General features: G+C 41.5%; 16 protein-coding genes and 1 rRNA gene. 16 read left to right on the plus strand and 1 reads right to left on the minus strand.

What is annotated here, in order from left to right:
* The 6 genes from KQI91_RS05160 to KQI91_RS05185 form a co-directional block, all read left to right on the plus strand.
* Nucleotides 1-165 (plus strand): 23S ribosomal RNA (locus KQI91_RS05160); the annotation flags it as partial.
* Between the two features lie 320 nt (nt 166-485).
* Nucleotides 486-2156 carry an IS1096 element passenger TnpR family protein gene (locus KQI91_RS05165; RefSeq protein WP_253288368.1) on the plus strand — a complete coding sequence of 557 codons (1671 nt, stop codon included), beginning with the start codon at nt 486-488 and terminating at the stop codon, nt 2154-2156.
* A 64-nt stretch (nt 2157-2220) separates the two neighbouring features.
* Entirely contained in the window at nt 2221-2949 is a 729-nt protein-coding gene (locus tag KQI91_RS05170; RefSeq protein WP_216391801.1) for a histidine phosphatase family protein, read from the plus strand.
* Between the two features lie 217 nt (nt 2950-3166).
* Nucleotides 3167-3691 (plus strand): C-GCAxxG-C-C family protein, encoded by a 525-nt coding sequence (locus tag KQI91_RS05175; RefSeq protein ID WP_216391802.1) that lies wholly within the window; start codon nt 3167-3169, stop codon nt 3689-3691.
* Between the two features lie 46 nt (nt 3692-3737).
* Complete coding sequence (locus KQI91_RS05180) at nt 3738-4658, plus strand: TDT family transporter (RefSeq protein ID WP_216391803.1); 921 nt, start codon at nt 3738-3740, stop codon at nt 4656-4658.
* A 308-nt stretch (nt 4659-4966) separates the two neighbouring features.
* The gene (locus tag KQI91_RS05185) at nt 4967-6319 is read left to right on the plus strand and encodes an ATP-binding protein (RefSeq protein WP_216391804.1); all 1353 of its coding nucleotides are present in this window, start codon (nt 4967-4969) and stop codon (nt 6317-6319) included.
* A 72-nt stretch (nt 6320-6391) separates the two neighbouring features.
* Here KQI91_RS05185 and KQI91_RS05190 read toward each other — a convergent pair whose 3' ends face one another.
* Nucleotides 6392-7426 carry an AraC family transcriptional regulator gene (locus KQI91_RS05190; RefSeq protein WP_216391805.1) on the minus strand — a complete coding sequence of 345 codons (1035 nt, stop codon included), beginning with the start codon at nt 7424-7426 and terminating at the stop codon, nt 6392-6394.
* 142 nt (nt 7427-7568) lie between these two features.
* Between KQI91_RS05190 and KQI91_RS05195 the strand changes: the two genes are divergently transcribed.
* From KQI91_RS05195 to KQI91_RS05240, 10 genes are all read left to right on the plus strand, one after another.
* A complete protein-coding gene (locus tag KQI91_RS05195; RefSeq protein ID WP_216391806.1) occupies nt 7569-9452 on the plus strand; it encodes a beta-glucoside-specific PTS transporter subunit IIABC in 1884 nt (627 codons plus the stop codon).
* 18 nt (nt 9453-9470) lie between these two features.
* Nucleotides 9471-12059: a glycosyl hydrolase gene (locus tag KQI91_RS05200; protein WP_216391807.1), complete on the plus strand. Its 2589-nt coding sequence runs from the start codon at nt 9471-9473 to the stop codon at nt 12057-12059.
* Nucleotides 12056-13480, plus strand: a complete 1425-nt coding sequence (locus KQI91_RS05205; RefSeq protein ID WP_216391808.1) for a 6-phospho-beta-glucosidase — start codon at nt 12056-12058, stop codon at nt 13478-13480. Before KQI91_RS05200 ends, KQI91_RS05205 begins: the two co-directional genes overlap by 4 nt.
* 156 nt (nt 13481-13636) lie before the next feature.
* On the plus strand, nt 13637-13930 hold the full coding sequence (locus KQI91_RS05210) for a nucleotidyltransferase family protein (protein WP_216391809.1): 294 nt from the start codon (nt 13637-13639) through the stop codon (nt 13928-13930).
* Nucleotides 13931-14014: 84 nt separating this feature from the next.
* Nucleotides 14015-14977, plus strand: a complete 963-nt coding sequence (locus KQI91_RS05215; protein ID WP_216391835.1) for an alpha/beta hydrolase — start codon at nt 14015-14017, stop codon at nt 14975-14977.
* Nucleotides 14944-16755 carry a DUF6320 domain-containing protein gene (locus KQI91_RS05220; protein WP_216391810.1) on the plus strand — a complete coding sequence of 604 codons (1812 nt, stop codon included), beginning with the start codon at nt 14944-14946 and terminating at the stop codon, nt 16753-16755. Before KQI91_RS05215 ends, KQI91_RS05220 begins: the two co-directional genes overlap by 34 nt.
* 41 nt (nt 16756-16796) lie before the next feature.
* Entirely contained in the window at nt 16797-16967 is a 171-nt protein-coding gene (locus KQI91_RS05225; RefSeq protein WP_015540605.1) for a hypothetical protein, read from the plus strand.
* 16 nt (nt 16968-16983) lie between these two features.
* Complete coding sequence (locus tag KQI91_RS05230; protein WP_216391811.1) at nt 16984-18009, plus strand: transglutaminase domain-containing protein; 1026 nt, start codon at nt 16984-16986, stop codon at nt 18007-18009.
* A gap of 51 nt (nt 18010-18060) precedes the next feature.
* The gene (locus KQI91_RS05235; RefSeq protein ID WP_216391812.1) at nt 18061-18279 is read left to right on the plus strand and encodes a hypothetical protein; all 219 of its coding nucleotides are present in this window, start codon (nt 18061-18063) and stop codon (nt 18277-18279) included.
* Between the two features lie 167 nt (nt 18280-18446).
* Nucleotides 18447-19667, plus strand: coding sequence for a sensor histidine kinase (locus KQI91_RS05240; RefSeq protein WP_216391813.1), 1221 nt, complete (start codon nt 18447-18449; stop codon nt 19665-19667).
* Nucleotides 19668-19689 lie beyond the last annotated feature (22 nt).

Genomic DNA, 19689 nt, shown 5'->3' on the forward strand with positions numbered 1-19689 from the left:
AAGGGATAAACGCTGAAGGCATCTAAGCGTGAAGCCCCCCTCAAGATGAGATATCCCATCCGAAAGGAGTAAACCCCCTTGAAGACGACGAGGTCGATAGGGCAGGGGTGGAAGTGTGGCAACACATGGAGCTGACTGCTACTAATAGGGTGAGGGCTTGACCAAAAAGCGAGAAAGCGGTCAAGACAGGATGGAAACAGACTGAAATGAGTTCACTCATGTAGGGATGTTTACAGACTGGATTGGACATTTGAGAGCAAATGACACTGAATGACGAAGTCATGAGGTGACCGCGATCGAGCGAACGCGTGGTTAAAGATTCAGTTGATTGTCAACATGTATGTGGTTTTGAAGATACGATAATGAAGCCGGAGCGGACAAAATCTGTTCCGGCTTTTATGTTTTACAGAAATTTGAAGTATTTGAAGTGGACTTGTCCGCTTTGTTATAGATACTATATACACAAGCATATAAAGGGTGAACACATGGAATTTTATCAGTTAAAAATTACAAGAAAAGGAACAAAACCTCCGGTATGGAGACGCTGCCTGGTACCGGCAGATACAGATTTTGCAAAACTTGCTGCAATGTTGGAAGACATTCTGGAATATACAGGTACAGAGAAATATGAGTTTGAATTTTTCCAGAAAAAACTCAGACTTCAGAATCTGGATGCACAGACTACAGAACCTGCAAAAGGCAGCTATGAATATCTGGAAGCAAGAGGAAGAGAAACTTCCGAACTTCTGGATACAGAGGCATGGTTTACTTTCAGAGTAAAGGGAGAGGATCTTCCGGAATATCGTACAGATATCGAAAAGAAAGTAACAGATGATGAAAAAACAGACAGCCCGGTAATTCTCAAGGAAACAAAAGGAGCAGAAGATTCTTTTTGGACTGTAGAGATGCAGACAAAGAATGCAGAACTGGAAAAAAAATACAGTGATATAGGAATTGCCGATGTAGTTGCAAAGAAAATTGCAGAACTGGAAAAAACGATTGCATCAGGTGAGCAGGAAGTTTCCTTCAGCAGGGATCCAAAAGTAAAAGATTATCTGAACTCATATAATAAGGAAGATCTTATTGAAAGTGCGAAGGAACTGGGAATTGATTATGAAGGTCTTGATAAGGAAGCGTTGGCTGCTGGCATTGCTGCCAGAGTTTTGGATCCGGAAGTTATGAAGGCGATTTTCCTTCAGGCAGATGAGTGGGAAATTGAAGCGTTTGATCGTGCAACTGAGAGAAAATGTTTTCCGGCTACCCATAAAGACTGGAAAGAGCTGGAATGGTTCAGTAATAAGGGGTACATTGTAGCGTACAGCGATAATCATGCAGAAGTTCCACGGGAAGTGATTTCTGTTTACGAGCAGATCAATACTCCTGAGTTGCAGGAAAAATGCCGCAAGCTCAGCTGGATGCGTTCCTGCCAGAGCATGATGGGACTGATTTATGCGATTGCACCGCTTAAGATTGTATATCGTATGTATCGCAGACGTGATGGTTTCAGAATAAGCTATGAAGAATTTCTGGATATTCTGCATGAACTTGCTGAAAAAGATGACATGTGCATTATAAAAGAAGATAAACTGATCTGGAAAGCTGTATTGCAGGATAACCTTTATGAAAGAATTGAAGAATTTCAGGGAGACAGAGATTTCTATATTCCAACGGTAGATGAAGTTCTGGATTATGCCAAACATGGATATCCTTCCCAGAATGTTTCCTACAGAAAACTGTCTTCTTTCCTGAGAGATGAGCTTCATCTTGAAGAAGAAAAAATTGAAGAACTTCTTTATATTGTGTACAAAGAGTTTTCTATGGATGGAATGCTTTCTGATATCATGGAGGAATTCAATAAACGAGACATCGTGTTTGATTCCGATCGTCAGATGGAACGTTTTGCACCAATCATGATGGAAGTGAACAACAACACAAGAATGCTTGATTTCCGCGGATATACACCAAATGAAGTCAGTCGTGCAAATGAGCAGGAAGTGGTTCCGGTAGCACCGGCAATGCAGTCTTTTGTTCCGATGGGAAATGTTCCATCTAATAATATAGTAGATATGCAGCCGAAGAAAAAAGTTTACCCGAATGATCCGTGCCCGTGTGGAAGTGGTAAAAAATACAAAAAGTGCTGTGGAAGAAATAAGTAACTTTCAGAGTTTGTAAGTAATTAAGATATAGGTTTTAGATGTATAGAAAGGGCTGGGACAGAAGATGAAATTATTGATCGTGCGACATGGGGATCCGGATTATTCAATAGATTCACTGACTGAAAAAGGCTGGAAAGAAGCGGAATTTCTTTCTGAAAAACTTTCAAAACTTGAAATTAAAGATTTTTATGTTTCGACAATGGGACGCGCAAAAGACACCGCATCCTGTACACTTAAGAAAATGAACCGGACAGCGACGGAATGTGACTGGCTGAGAGAATTTGATATACTGATCAATCGACCGGATGTGACAGACCGTAAGATCTGCGCCTGGGACTGGCTGCCGCAGGACTGGACTATGGACGAGCGTTTTTACCAGTATGATCACTGGTTTGAAAACGAACGGATGCAGGAAGCAGATATGAAATATCATTATGACAGAGTGACCGGAGAATTTGACAAAGTTCTCGCAGAACATGGTTATGTTCGTGAGGGGCATTATTACAGGGCAGAGAAAGCAAATAACGATACTCTCGTTTTCTTCTGTCATTTCGGACTTGGCTGTGTACTTCTCAGCCACCTGCTGAGTATTTCACCGATGGTACTCTGGCATAATATGTGTGCTGCACCAAGTTCTGTAACCACACTGACATCGGAAGAACGCCGTGAAGGAATCGCAAGCTTCCGAATGAATTCTTACGGGGATATTTCCCATTTATATGCTCATAATGAGCCACCTGCTTTTGCAGCAAGGTTCTGTGAATGTTATAACAACGATGAACGTCATGACTAAATAATAAAATTATTCAGAAATGCTGATGGACAAACAAAATCCATCAGCATTTTTTATGAGAGTATACCAATATTTATAAAACTTTTTGCAAGTGATTTATAGAAAAACTAAATAAATTCTGCTTATTTATAGAGCATATGAATTTCAAATAAAACCTCAGAACAAGTATAATAAAATTATTAAGCGGTTCAAAAAAATATTAAGGAGGTTTTATTTTATGAACATTGGAGTAACGGAAGCAAGTCCAAGAGCAATCCAGAGAGCTGCCGAGAAAAAGTTTAAAGGTGGTTATTATTGTTGTGAAGCACTTATGAGTGCGATTCGCGAGGAATTTAAGCTTGATGTTCCGGTAGAAGTAATTGCAATGGCATCTGGTATGGCAGTAGGAGCAGGGAAATCCGGCTGTGCCTGTGGTGCATTTAATGGGGGAATCCTTGCACTGGGAATGTTCTTTGGGAGAACAGAGCAGAATGGTCCGACAGATCCGAAGAGTATTAAATGTATGGAACTGACACATGAACTTCATGACTGGTTCAAAAAAGCCAATGGAAAAAATGCAATCTGCTGTCGTGTTCTGACGAAAGAGTTTAATATGGGACAGGGCGAGCACAAAGAACAGTGTATTTATTTTACTGGTTTGTGTGCATGGAAAGTTGCACAGATCGTCTGTCGTGAGCTGGGAATCAAAAATCTTGATGAAATTGATGAACCAGCTGAAAGACGTAAAATTGCAGACATCTAAGAGAACGACAGCGTTTTCTGGTTGAAGACGGAAAGGACAAAGAGTTATGAAAGATACGATAAAAAAAGTACCTGTACCACTGTGTGGAGTCATGCTTGGACTGGCAGCACTGGGGAATCTGCTTCAGAGTTATTCAGAAGGAATTCGCTACGTATGCGGAATTTTTGCTGCGTTTCTTCTGGTGCTTGTGCTGTTGAAACTGATCATGTTTCCTCAGATGATAAAAGAAGACATGAAAAATCCGATCATGGCAAGCGTTGCAGGCACATTTCCAATGGCACTGATGCTGCTGAGCACTTATGTAAAGCCATTTATCGGAAAAGGAGCATATTACATCTGGCTTTTTGCGATTGCCCTGCATGTGGTATTGATTGTGTATTTTACGGTGAAATTTATCACAAAATTGCAGATGCCGAAGGTTTTTGCAAGTTATTTCATTGTATATGTAGGCATCGTCGTAGCTTCTGTTACTGCACCGGCATATGAAAAAACATTAATCGGAACCGTAGCATTCTGGTTTGGCTTTGTTACACTGGTATTGCTTCTGATTCTGGTAACATATCGCTATGTAACATTCAAAGAAGTGCCGGATCCTGCAAAACCACTGATCTGCATTTATGCAGCACCTACCAGTCTCTGTATTGCCGGCTATATACAGTCTGTTACACCGAAGTCATATGGACTTATCCTTGCAATGCTGGTCGTTGCGACTGTTATTTACATATTTGCACTGGTTAAAGCAGTGGGATATCTGAAAATGCCATTTTATCCAAGTTATGCGGCATTCACCTTCCCTTTTGTGATCAGTGCTATTGCATCAAAACAGACAATGGCATGTGCGGCTAACATGGGAAAACCACTGCCGTTTTTGAAGTATGTGGTTCTGGTCGAAACAGTGATTGCAGTTATTCTGGTAGTATATACATTTGTATGTTATATGGGATTCCTGTTTGGTGGAAAGAAATAAGATATTTTTAAGCGAATTCAGTATAAAAGAAACCTGTCAGTGGTGTGAAAAACACCGCTGGCAGGTTTTTTGACTCCAGGAACAGAACATTTTGCGATTTCGTGAAAAACTATAAGAAAACATTTTGCGATTTCGTGAAAAACTATAAGAAAACATTTTGCATTTTCGTGAAAAATCATAGAAAAACATTTCGCGATTTCGTGAAAAAGCTGGTTATACATTTTGTGATTTCGTGATATAATATTATTAGAGGATGAAATATCAAGGGTTTGAAATCTATGTAAAAATATATTTATGGAGGAGTTTGAATGGTTTTTCGCAGGAAAGCATATGCAAAGCTTTTGCAGTGGAAAGAATTAGCGGCAGGAACGTCAGCAGTTTTACTGGAGGGAGCCCGGCGTATTGGAAAGAGCACGATAGTTGAAGAATTTGCAAAAAATGAATATGATGATTATATGATTTTGGATTTTGCAAGAGAAAACAGGGATGTGCAGAATCTTTTCATAGATGATATGGACGATATGGATAGCTTTTTCCGTAATTTATTTCTCTTAAAGGGACGGGATCTGAAAGGGAAAAATTGTGTCCTGATTTTTGATGAAGTTCAGTTGTTTCCACAGGCAAGACAGGCGATTAAATACCTGGTGGCAGATGGACGGTATGATTACATTGAAACCGGATCATTGATTTCGATACGTAAAAATATTCAGAATATCCTTATTCCATCAGAAGAATACCGGATAAAAATGTATCCAATGGATTTTGAAGAATATCTGTGGGCACTGGGTGATACTGTTACATTTGCTGCAATTAAAAACTCTTATGAAAAGCGAAAGCCACTGGGGGATTCTATTCACAGAAAGATAATGAAAAAGTTTCGGACATATATGGTCATAGGGGGAATGCCGCAGGCTGTCAGTGCGTTTGTTGAGGGAAAAACTTTTGCACAGATTGATTTTATAAAAAGGAATATACTGAGTCTTTATGAAGAGGATTTGGCAAAATATGATCAGGATAATCGGGAAAAAGCATCGGTAGTTTTTCGAACGATTCCAGAACAGTTGGAAAATAAAAATTCGCATTTTAAATTTTCTTTGATTGATAAAAATGCAAGATATCAGAATTATGTAGATGCGGTAAGCTTTGTATCAGAGTCTATGATGGGGAATGAGTGTATTAATGTAACGAAACCGGAAGTGGCACTTGAACTGTTTGCGGACCGTAGTAATTTCAAACTGTATATGGGGGATACAGGGCTTCTGGTAACACAGATTATGAAGAGCAGAGATGAGACTGACGAAGACTTATATAAAGCATTGATTATAGATAATCTCGGTATCAATCAGGGTATGATTATTGAAAATATGGTTGCACAGATGCTTAGGGCATCCGGTCATGAACTGTATTTTCATGAGTACTTATATACTCCGGAAGATTCTGCCAGGGAAAAGAAATATGAAATAGATTTTATGACTGTCAAAAAGAAAAAAATCTGTCCGATTGAAGTGAAATCTTCGGGATACACGTCACACAAATCATTTGACTACCTGACGAAAAAATATCAGATGAAGATGCAGGAGCGTTATATTATTTATACGAAGGATTTGAAATATAAAGATGAAATTATGTATATACCGATTTATATGACGATGCTGATATAAATGAAATTAATAATTCAGAAATGCTGATGGACGAACAAAATCCATCAGCATTTTTTTCTTTGAAAGTAAAAATTATCGTCGTGTTCGGTAGTCATTTGGCGAACAATGATATTTTTCCTGAAATTTTTTATAGAAGAAACTGATATTTTCATATCCTGATTCATTTGCAATGGCAGTGACTGATAAAGTGGTTGTTCGCAGCATTGTGGCGGCGAATTGGAGTTTCTGTTCCTGTATAAGCTGAATATATGTGTAGCCGGTATATTTCTTCAGAAGAATAGAAACATAGTTTGGGCTGATATGAAAAAATTCGGCGACATTTTCCTGCGTACAGGTCCGAAAATTATTCTGAATATAGCGGATCATGGAAACAACAGGCATCAGCCCGGTAGAATCACTGTCCTTGGTCAGATCATTTTCGTAAATATTGATAAGCTCTGCAATGATAAGGTAAAATAAATGAAAGATGATATCGTTTGTGTTTACGGAAGGATCCAGAAACTCACAGAAAAGTTCTGAAAAAAACAGTGGAATCCGTCGGTCATTCTCGGAATGAAATAGCAGGTAATGGTCGTGGCTTGTCTGTTCATTGATCGCGTTGATAAAAAAGCGTGATAATATACTGTCTTTGGACAATTGCGAAAACATATGATCTCTGAGAAAGCTTTTGTGTATCAGGATACTGATCATAATATCGTTTTTGTCGAGAGATTCAATGGAATGCGGGCAGTCAGTATCGATCAGAAGCACCTGATCTTTCTTAAGTATTACCGGTTTTCCGTCAATATGCTGTGGACATTTGCCGGAATATACATAGTTTATCTCAATGTGGGAATGGACATGTTCCGGGACTGGATTAAACCGGGAATTTCTTTTTATGGAAATATCCTGAAAGCCAACAGGGATATCAAAAATATCTGGAGAGACAGGATTTTCACCATGCATGGAACCGAGTAGCAGCTTATCAGGGAACATGCGGTAAACTTTGCGTCCGTGGATAGTTACTTTGGGAAGGGTATCCCATCCGGAGAAGCAGTGACCGGACTGATAACGCTTTTCACTGTCTGATAATTGGGTAAGATAGTGGTGCAGGGAATTGATATTCATGGAATCACTCCTTGAAATGTTGTTGCAGAAACTATATCAGATTGTGTGGATTTGGTCAATGAATGTTGATGAAACCGTTATTTTATATAAAAGAAAAACTGACTATAATTACCTCATCAAATAAAAAAGAGAGGGAAGAAACATGGCAAAAGCAGATTATACACAGTTGGCAGAGCAAGTTGTAGCGGCTGTGGGCGGTAAAGAAAATATCGTCAATGTTACAAACTGTATGACCCGTCTTCGATTCGTTCTGAAAGATGATACGATTCCAGACAAAGAAAAAGTGACCGCTATCAAAGGTGTTCGAGGTGCGATGAACCAGGGAGGGCAATATCAGGTTATTATTGGCACGCATGTAAATGAAGTGATCAAGGATGTAAAAAAAGTGGCTGGAATTTCAGATGGAGGCATTAACAAAGAAGACCTCAAACTCATCAAGAATGACAGCCTCTGGAACCGTTTTTTCAAAACGATTTCCGGATGTATCATGCCAATGCTTGGGCCAATGATTGCCGGTGGTATTATCAAAGGGCTTCTTGTAATTCTCGTTACGTTTGGTATTTTGAGTAATACAGATGGAACATATCTTGTCCTGTATGCCGCAGGTGATGCGATCATGTACTTTATGCCGATCATTGTGGGATTTAGCTGCGGAAAAGTGTTTGACTGTAATCCATATGTAACGGCTGTGATCGGTGCAGCATTTTTGTATCCGAATCTGGTTACAGCAGTGGCAGCTGAAGGTGGAATTTCCTTCCTCAAGATTCCGGTTGCAGTGGCGACATATTCCAATACATTTTTACCAATCGTACTTGCCGGTTTCGTTGCATCAAAGTTGGAAAAACTGGCGAAGAAATTTATTCCGACTATGCTTCAGATGATGCTGGTACCGACATTCGTGCTTGCAATCACAGTGCCGTTAAGCTGGCTGGTGATCGGACCGATTATGAATACTGTTTCCGGTTGGCTTTCTAATATTGTTTTTGGCGTATTTAATGCAAGTCCGATGATTGGTGGTGTGCTGGTTGGTGCGTTCTGGCAGTTAATGGTACTGCTTGGACTTCATGCAGCGTTTATTCCGATTTTGATGAATAACTTTTTTACAATGGGAAGTGATCCGGTAAATGCAGTTATGGGACTTACCGTATGGGCTCTTGCAGGTGTAACTCTTGGCTATGCTCTGAAAAACAAAGATCCTGAGAAAAGAAGTATTGGTTTCGGTAGTCTGGCATCTGCACTTTGTGGCGTGACTGAGCCGGCAATTTATTCTGTAGCCGTACCAAACTTCAAATTATTTGTATGTGCATGGATCGGTGGTGGTATCAGTGGTGGAATTCTTGGCGCGCTTGGCGCAAGAATGTATGCATTTGCAGGTGACGGATTATTCCGTATTCCTGCAATGATCAATCCGGATGGCCTTGACGTAAGTTTTTATGGATTTATCGCATGTGCGGCACTTGCATTTGTGATTTCAGCAGTGCTTTCCTTTATTATGGCAGATGCAGGAGAAAAACCAGTTGCAGCAGAACCAGTTGCACAGCCGAAAAACAGACCAGCAGAAGCAATCACAGCAAAAGAAGCACATACCGTTTGTGCGCCGGTTGCTGGAAAAGTAATTGACAAAACGGACATCCCGGATGAAACGTTTGCTTCTGGAGCAATGGGAGACGGTGCAGGTATTGAACCGGCAGAAGGTGTTGTCACAGCTCCTTTTGACGGAGAAGTAGTTTCTGTCATGGATACCGGACATGCAGTAGGCCTTGTTTCAGAAGATGGAATGGAACTGCTGATCCATGTAGGCGTAGATACCGTTAAGATGAACGGTGAAGGTTTCCATATGCTTGCAAAAGAAGGACAGAAAGTAAAGACCGGAGAAAAACTACTCGAGTTTGATATCGATAAGATCCGCAAGGCAGGATTCAGTCCGGTCACAGCAGTTCTTGTGACAAACAGTGATGATTATAAAGAAGTAAAAATCCTTTCACGTAATGTGAAAGTAAATGACAGATTATTAAAAGTAGATTAAGTATAACGGAGGATTCTGATGAACAATTATCTTTACCCATTTTTCTGGCTTCATGGAGAAGACCACAGCGTACTTGAAGAATATATGGAAAAGATTGCCGGATCAGGTATGAAAGGAGCCTGCCTGGAAGCACGCCCGCATCCTGATTTTGTGGGAGATGGCTGGTGGAGAGATGTTTCTTTTATCATAGAGAAAGCAAAAGAACTGGATATGAAGCTGTGGATTCTGGACGATTCTCATTTTCCGACAGGGTACGCAAATGGAAGAGTGAAAGAAGATTATCCGCAGTATCTGAAACGCTATCTTGATATGCGCCGTTATGATGTGCAGGGTCCGCTGAAACGTGCCAGAATTGATTTTTCACTTCTCAAAGGCAGACCGTGGGACAGGCCGGATCCGGATCAGAAGATTCTCAAAGTTCTTTTTGCACCGAGAGTTACACAGGAAAATGTGGACGGAGATCCGATCGATGCTGAGAGACTGGTGGATATTACTGCGCAAATCAACATGGATACACGCCTTTTGACATTGGATGTGCCAGAGGGAGCCTGGAGCATTTTTGTGGTGTATACAACCAGCAAAGGCGGCGAAGAAGCAACAAAAGATTATCTGAATCCTCTTATTAAAGAAGCAACAGAAGTTCTGATCGAAGAAGTTTATGAACCTCATTATCAGCATTTCAAAGATGAGTTTGGAAAAACAATTCAGGGATTTTTCTCCGATGAGCCGCGTTTTGGAAACATGAAAGGAACAGACGGATATATCGGCAGACCGGACATGGTGCTTCCGTGGAGAGAGGGTCTGGAGAAAGAACTTGGATTTGATGAAAAATATCTTCCGCTGCTCTGGACAGATGCGGAAGGGGTGGAAAAAGACATCAGATTCCAGTATATGGATGTTGTTACAGAGCTGTACAGCAAAAACTTTACAAAGGTCCTGGCTGACTGGTGTCATGCACATGGTGTCTGGTATCTGGGCCATACGATCGAGGACAATGGCGCACATGCACGTCTGGGATATGGAACAGGACACTATTTCCGTGGACAGGCAGATATGGATTTTGCAGGTATCGATGTGATCGGTGGACAGATTGTTCCGGGCATGAATTATCATCATGATGCATTTAATACAGGTGGCAGCAACGGTGAATTTTATCACTATGCACTTGCAAAACTGGCTTCTTCAGCAGCACATCTTGACCCTCGCAAAAAGGGACGTGCGATGTGTGAAGCGTTTGGCGCATATGGATGGAATGAAGGTCTTAAGACGATGAAGTGGATTGCAGATCACCTTCTGGTGCGTGGCATTAATTATCTGGTTCCACATGCTTTTGATCCGAAAAAATTTCCTGATTTTGACTGCCCGCCGCATTTTTATGCGCATGGTCATAACCCGCAGTTCCGTTATTTCAAAGTGTTCAGCGATTATGTAAACCGTGTCGCTGAGATCTTCCGTGACGGTGTTTATCCATCGGAAACAGGGCTGTTTTATCCGGCAGAACTGGAATGGAGCGGGGCATATATGCCTGTGGAAAAACCTGCCCGTGAGCTGACAACGCATCAGATTCCGTTTGATCTTGTGACAAGAGACTGGCTTCTGGAAGCTGGTATCGGGGAAGGATTTTATGAGATCAATGGCTGTCAGATGAGAACTCTGGTGATCCCATATGCAAAAAATCTTCCGGCAGATACAGTTCCTGTACTGGAAAAAATGCTTCAAAATCATGTGAAAGTATACTTCCTGGATAAGCTTCCAGAGGGAATGACAGGCGTGAATAAAGATCAGGAAAAATTTGATTTTGTGCTTGAACATGCGGAAGTAATTTCTTTAAAAGCACTTGGAACTACGTTTATGGACAGCAAAAAAGTGCTGTTCTCCGAGGAGCAGCCTGATCTGGTAGTTGGGGAATATCAGAAAAATGGTCAGAACTATTTTATGATCTTCAATGAAAATATCGGCAGGACGATCACAACAGAAGTGACCGTAACCTGTGGTGGAACAATTGCAAGATATGATGCTTTTTCCGGAAAAACTTATGCCGTGGACATGCTGGGTGATGGAAAGTGCAGGCTCAGTCTTGCACCGTATGAATCCGTGATCCTTATCACAGGTGCGAAAAATGTAGAAGCAGAACCTTTATATAAAGTATCTGAAGATGTACTGGATCTGCCGGAAAAATGGATGGTAAGTTTTGCAGACAGTCTTTCTTATTCAGAGTTTGAGGAGAACGTTCCGGCAGATACACTCTGCTGTGTGCAGGAGATTTCCAGATGGGAAAAGAAGGCAGGAACACTGCGATTTGAGGGAAGTATGAAGCTTCAGGAAGCGGTTTATGCAGAACTTGATCTGGGTGACGTATTTGAGACAGCAGAGGTGTTTGTCAATGGAATTTCGGCAGGAGTACGGCTTTGCAAACCATATCGCTTTGATCTGAAAGATCTTCTTGTACAGGGAGAAAATCAGATAAAAATTGAAGTAACAAATTGTCTTGGAACAGCACTTCGAGAGCCGATCAGCCATTATCTTATGATCGAACCATTTGGAATCGAAGGACCGGTAACTTTGAAAAAATACAGTCAGAATTCAGATTTGGAGGCAGGAAGATGAGTTTTCCAGAGAACTTTTTATGGGGCGGCGCAACGGCCGCAAATCAGTGCGAAGGTGCATATAATGAGGGCGGAAGAGGGCTTGCGAATGTAGATGTGTGCCCGGCAGGAAAAGACCGTTTTCCGGTATGCCTTGGTAAATTAAAAATGCTGGAGCCGGACAGCAAACATTATTATCCGGCAATGGAATCTATTGATATGTATCATCATTTCCGTGAAGATATTGCAATGTTTGGAGAAATGGGATTCAAGACATACAGGATGTCCATCGCATGGACGAGGATTTTTCCAAACGGGGATGAGGAAGAGCCGAATGAGGAAGGCCTTCGTTTCTATGAAGAGATTTTTAAAGAATGCCGTAAATATGGCATTGAACCGCTGGTTACGATTACACATTTTGACTGTCCGATTCATCTCATTAAGAAGTATGGTGGCTGGAAAAACCGTAAACTGATTGATTTTTACAAAAAGCTGGTGACGGTACTTTTCACCAGATATAAGGGACTTGTAAAGTACTGGCTGACTTTTAACGAGATCAATATGATTCTTCACCTTCCATTTATGGGAGCAGGTCTGGTGTTTGAGGAAGGCGAAAATGAAACTCTTTCCAAATATCTGGCAACACATCATGAACTGGTTGCTTCTGCGGAGGCGACAAAGATCGCGCATGAGATTGATCCAGAAAACAAAGTCGGATGTATGCTGGCAGCAGGAATGACTTATCCTTATAGCTGTAACCCGGAGGATGTCTGGAAATCCATGCAGAAAGACCGGGAAAATTATTTCTTCATTGACGTTCAGGCGAGAGGGGAATATCCGGCGTATGCGAAAAAATTTTTTGAGAGAGAAGGAATCGTGCTGGATATGACACCGGAAGATGAGAAGATCCTGAAGGAGAATACCGTAGATTTTGTATCTTTCTCCTACTATTCTTCCAGATGCACAAGTGCAGACGAAAACATTGAAAAAACAGACGGAAATGTTTTTGCCACAGTAAAAAATCCATATCTGAAAGCCAGCGAATGGGGATGGCAGATCGATCCGCTGGGACTTCGCTGTACATTGAATGCACTTTACGACAGATATCAGAAACCGCTTTTTATTGTAGAGAACGGTCTGGGTGCAGTGGATGAACCGGATGAGAATGGCTATGTCGAAGATGATTATCGTATCGCATATCTACGAGAACATATCAAGGCAATGAAAGCCGCGATTGAGGAAGATGGTGTAGATCTTCTCGGTTACACTTCCTGGGGCTGTATCGACCTGGTAAGTGCCTCCACAGGAGAGATGAAGAAACGCTATGGTTTCATCTATGTAGACAAAGACGACCAGGGTAACGGAACACTCAAAAGAACTCCAAAAAAATCCTTTTACTGGTATAAGAAAGTGATCGCCTCCAATGGAGAAGATCTGGACTGAGATCCAATATAAAATACAGAAACCTGTCAGTGGTGCGAAAAACACCGCTGGCAGGTTTTCTTTGACTCCAAAACAGAAAACAAAAATCAAATTGCGAAAGAGTAGAATAGATAATATAATAAATACTATCAAAGAGTGCTGAATGGGGATTGGAAGATGGAGAATACAGGAATTAACCCAAAAGTTATATCAGAAATAAGACATTTTGCGGAAATATATCAGGTAAAAAAAGTACTTTTATTTGGATCGCGTGCACGGGGAGATTTTAGAAGAACCAGTGACATTGATCTGGCGGTAAGTGGTGGAGATTTTAACAGATTTGCTTTGGATGTAGACGAAGAAACAAGTACATTGCTGGAATATGATATTGTAAATCTCGATGCTGAAATGCAGGATGAACTACGAGAATCAATAGAAAAGGAAGGGCGGATATTATATGAAAAAATATGAAAATTTTTGTTCCTCATTAGGAAAGAAAATATCATGTATGAACTATAACAGAAAGAATGGAGAATATATTTGATTTCAAAGACAATGCAGACAATCCTGCACGCATTATCCTATGGAAATATAGAGGTGGAGGCGTCGCGGCGGCTGGCGGATATTAAGAAGCTGGATGCGATGCGTATATTTGTGAAGAAACTGGATACAAAAGTGTATAATGGCGCTTATGAAGTACCTGTACGGCTGTATTTTCCGAGTGAGGAAGCCATGAGCGGGGAGCCTGTGGATGGAGAAAAATATCCGGTTCTGCTCTTCTTTCATGGTGGCGGCTGGGTGACAGAAAGTGTGGAAAATTATGACCGTGTGTGTAGCAGGATGGCGCAGTCTACAGGGCATATCGTAATGTCTGTAGAGTATCGACTTGCACCGGAATACCATTTCCCGGTTCCTCTGGAGGACTGTTATGCGGCGGCGAAAGCACTTTACACAGGGCATCTGATCCTTCCGGCAGATCCGGACAGAATCACGATCATTGGAGACAGTGCCGGCGGAAATCTTGCAGCAGCGGTGTGCCTGAAAGCCAGAAATACCGGTGATTTTACACCGAAGAAACAGATTCTGATCTACCCTGCATTAAATAACTGTTATACAGAAGAATCTCCCTATAAATCCGTGCAGGAAAACGGTGAAGGATACCTCCTCACAGCAGTCAAAATGGAAGATTATCTCAAATTGTATGAGAGCAGTCCGGATGACAGGCAGAACCCGTATTTCGCGCCGATTCTTGAAAAAGACCTTTCCCATATGCCAGATACACTGATTCTGACAGCAGAGTTTGATCCTCTGCGGGACGAAGGAGAAGCATACGGAAAACGGCTGGAAGAAGCGGGTAATTATGTGGAAGTACACAGGATTCCTGAAGCACTTCATGGCTACTTTGCACTGGGGATCCGGTTCCTTCATGTGCAGGAAAGCTTTGAGATCATGAATAAGTTTTTGAAGAAAGAAGCGGATAAAACGTGGAAACAGGATATTCAAAATGGAGAAAATTAGATAACGCGGCACTGGCTTTTCCACTTGTTACAGACAAGAATGATACCAGAGTATTTCGTTTTTACTGCCAGCTCAGAGAAGCGGTTAACAGCAAAATCCTGCAGCAGGCACTGGATCAGACAATGGAAAAATATCCGTTATTCCAGGCTGTTTTAAGAAAAGGATTGTTCTGGTTTTACCTGGAAAGAAGAGATATTCGGGCGGTCGTAAAACAGGAAAAAAGACCACCGTGCAGCAGTCTGTATATTCCAGATAAGAAGAGTCTTCTGTTTCAGGTAAGCTACCACAAAAACCGCATTAATTTTGAGGTTTATCATGCCCTGACTGACGGTACCGGAGCAATGAATTTCTTAAGTGAACTGGTACAGAATTACCTGATCCTGTCACATCCGGAGGCGAATCTGCCGCGTGTTGAACACATAGAAGAGACGACTCCCGGAGCACAGGAAGAGGACAGTTTTTCGCAGTATTATTCTTCTGATATTCCAAAAAACAGAGAGAAAAAACCGACAGCTGTAAAGCTGAAAGGAGAGAAATTACTGCATGCAGATATGCAGATTACAGAGGTCGTGATTCCGGTAAAAGAAACACTGGAAAAAGCACGTTCTTATGGTGTATCCATTACCGTATTTCTCACGGCAATGCTGCTCTGCTCAATACATGAGGAGATTCCGAAGAACCGTCAGAAGAAGCCGATTGCATTGATGATTCCGGTCAATCTGCGGAATTATTTTCCATCACAGTCTATGGGAAATTTCTTCGGATGGATCGAAGTTGGTTATACTTTTTCAGATAAAACAACATTTGAAAATGTTCTTGAAGATGTAAAGAAACAGTTTCAGGACAAGCTGTCCAAAGAAAAGATTGCCATGGACATGAACGGTTATGTCCGTATTGAAAAGAATCCGATCGTGCGTGCAGTCCCACTGGAAATCAAGAAGTACTTCATGATGGCGGGTGCAAATCTTGGAAGCAGAAGTATTACTGTGGTGTATTCCAATATTGGAATATTGAGATTTCCAGAGGAATATAAAGCGTATATTGATCGGTTTGGAATCTTTGCGAGTACGAATTCCCTGCAGCTTTGTTCCTGCTCTTATGAGGATCAGATGGTGCTTGGATTTACGTCAAAGATACCAGATGACAGCATTCAGAAAAACTTTATGCGGATGCTTCGTGAAAAAGAGATTCCATATAAAGAAGAGAAAAATGACTTCCCGGGATGTGGGGAGCAGAAGAAAAAAGAAGAAATTAAGATCTTGCAGACATTTACATTTCTGTGCCTTGCGGTGGCAGTGATTTGCGGTATGATCAATTACCTTATGCTGGAAACACTGAACTGGTTCTGGTTCGCGGCAGCAGGATGTGCCTGTGCATGGCTGGTTGTCAATGTGGCATATTTTAAGAGAAGGAATATCCTGAAAAACCTGACCTGGCAGCTTTTGCTGATAACAGTTCTGTGCATTTTGTGGGATCACTTTACGGACTGGAAAGGCTGGTCAATCGATTTTGTTTTTCCATTCGGAACACTGGCAGTTCTCGGTTCAGTCCCCGTAATTGCAGGAGTCAGCCATCTGGAACCAGAAGAATATCTGTATTATCTGCTCCAGGCGGCTATGATTGGGTGCATTCCGGCGGTCCTGATCTGGACGGGAATCGTACACTACACTTTGCCATCGGTGCTCTGCACGGGTATCAGCTTCCTGACTTTAGCAGGAATGTTTATTTTTCAGAAGAAGGATACACTGCGGGAATTCAGAAAGAAATTAAGAATGTAAAATCAATAACAAAATCAAGATTACGAGAAAGGAAAATTGCGATGTTAGAATGTGATTATGAAGTGAAACAGATTGATGGAGATTATGCACATCTGCAGAGAATCGATCGCCCGGAGGAGGAACTGAAGCTGGTTGCGAGGGCTCTTCTTCCAATGGAAATCTACGAGGGCTGTATCTTACATTACGAAATGATGCAGTATTCCATGAAATAATTCCAGGAGAAGTACAATGGAGCAGTATTATTACAACCATATGAACAAACAGAAGCAGGCTGCTTACCATGGTATCCTTCAGGGTATCAGCAGTCTGGCGGATGAATTTCAGATTCCGGCACTGGAGGGGGAAGATTTATATAATGTTTTCTTTCAGCTCCGGCTGGATCATCCGGAAATTTTCTGGGCAACGGGATACAAATATCGATATTATAAGGATTCACCGAATATCATATTTATCCCGGAATATCTGTTTGATAAAGGCAAAATAAAAGAGCATCAGAAGGCGATGAAATCCAGAGTTGAGAAGCTGGTACGGCCGGCACAGTGCTTTTCTGAGTGGGAAAAAGAGAAATATGTACATGACTTTATCTGTCAGAATGTACATTATGACAAGCTTAAGAAGGCATATTCCCATGAGATCATCGGTCCTCTGGGACAGGGTGTGGGTGTCTGCGAAGGCATTGCCAAGGCAGTGAAAGTGCTTCTGGATGCATTGGGAGTCTGGTGTGTGATTGCAATTTGTGGAAACAATCCGGAAAAAGGAATCAAATACCGTCATACCTGGAACATTGTCCGGATTGGTGGTATATATTATCATTTGGATGCAACCTTTGATAATACACTTGGAAAGAGCGATAAAGCCGAAGATATCCGTTATGATTACTTTAATCTGGATGACAGGCAGATTTTCAAAGATCACGAACCGCTGATCGCAGCGGCACCGCATTGCATGGATCACGAACATTTTTATTATAAAGAAAAGAAACTGTCTTTTACAAAAACGGAAGATGTGTATAAGCGTTCACTTCAGGCAGCCAAAAAAGGAAAAACACTGACATTTCACTGGAGAGGCGGATATCTGACAAGAGAAGTACTGAATGAGCTTCTTGGTCTGATTCGCAGAGCGGGTGAAGAGAAAAATAAGACAGCAGTTGTCAATGTCAACTGGCCACAGGCTGTTCTGCGTCTGTATTATACAGACACACAGATGCAGGAATGCATCACGATGGAGGATGCGAATGAAGGAGAAAAAGAGTAACGTATACACAAAAATCTGATATTTTCTTTGGTAATAAAAGGGGAGACATATATGCTGGAAACATTCAATGTTTTACGTATCGATGAGCCTGATTTCGGATGTGAGGGTCGTCCGGACGGGATGGAAGTGAAGGATAAAGTCCTTCTCAGGAGTAATTATACAGGGGAAGAAATGGTCGTTCGGGAAAAAGATGCCAGGTTATATGAACTGGATATCAATGAAGGTGACCGGGTGTTTATGATTGATGGAGAAATGCGTAAACTTCGCTGATGAAGGAAATGCATATACAGTATTTGTTTAGATTTTGTTTAAGTTTCAGCCGCTTTTTATTCAGCATTATCAGCTATGATAAACATGAATAAAAATATCATCTTGGGATATTTTGTGTAAACAGCAGCAGATATCCTGGCAGATGGATGGAAGGGAGCGGACAGATAATGAAAAAAGAAAATGCGGAAAGTACCGCAAAAAACACAGTAAAAAGGCGTATTTTTCTTTCAAATACACTGATGATCCTTGTCACGCTGGTGTTGTTTCTTGTGATTAATATGGCAATCATCAAAATCTATGCGGAATCAATCGAGCATGAATTTGAGGTCAGTGCAGATCAGCTTCTGGATGATGATGCTCTGGAAGACATGGTAAAAGACTGGACAGTTAAGAAGAATGAATTTATTCTGTTGTTTCTGGCAGACGGTGTGATCTGCATTCTCGCGCTGGTGGGAGTCAGCCAGGTATTTACCAGAAATCTGACAAAGCACATCATGGAGCCGTTGGATGCACTGGATGAAGGGGCCAGAAGAGTGCAGGCAAATGATCTGACGCAGGATATCCTGTATGTGGGTGATGCAGAATTTGAGGAAGTATGTACTACATTTAACAACATGCAGGGACATATTCTGGAAGAACAGGAAAAGAATCGCAGGTATGAACAGGCGAGAACGGATATGATTGCAGGGATCTCACATGATCTGAGGACTCCGCTTACCGCGATTAAAGGCAGTATCAAAGCAATGCTTGACGGTGTTGCTGCGACACCACAGATGCAGCAGAAATTTCTCAATGCTGCTTATCGGCGGACCGGAGAGATGGATGTTCTTCTGAATCAGCTGTTTTATCTGTCCAAGCTGGAGACCGGCAATATGCCGCTGGAAATCCGGGAAATCAATCTGACGGATTTTCTTGCAAAATATGTAACCGGAAAGCAGGAAGTTCTGAATCCGGAAGAAGTGGAACTTCATGCGGTCCTGCAGGAAAGAAAGTATTTCACAATGGTTGATCCGGAGCAGATGCAGAGGATTCTGGATAATCTTGTGGAAAACAGTGTAAAATACAGTGAAAAATCTCCGGTACATGTGGAAATCTCTCTGAAATCTGCAGGTGAGAAACTTCAGCTGAAGGTTTCTGATGATGGAGCAGGTGTAGATAAAGAAAAACTTCCACATATTTTTGAAGAATTTTACCGGGCAGATGAGTCCAGAAACAAAAAAGAAGGCAATGGACTTGGACTTTATATTGTGAAATACCTGATTGAGGCAATGAGTGGCAGGGTCCGTGCATATAATGAACATGGTCTTACAATCGAGATGGAATTACCACTGACTGCACAGGAAAAAATGGAACCGGAAGAGACTCTGAAAGAAAAAGTCGATAAATAAAATCTAAAACCAGAAGAAAGGA

It is taken from the genome of Blautia sp. MSJ-19 (assembly GCF_018918125.1).
Classification (GTDB): Bacteria; Bacillota; Clostridia; order Lachnospirales; family Lachnospiraceae; genus Blautia_A.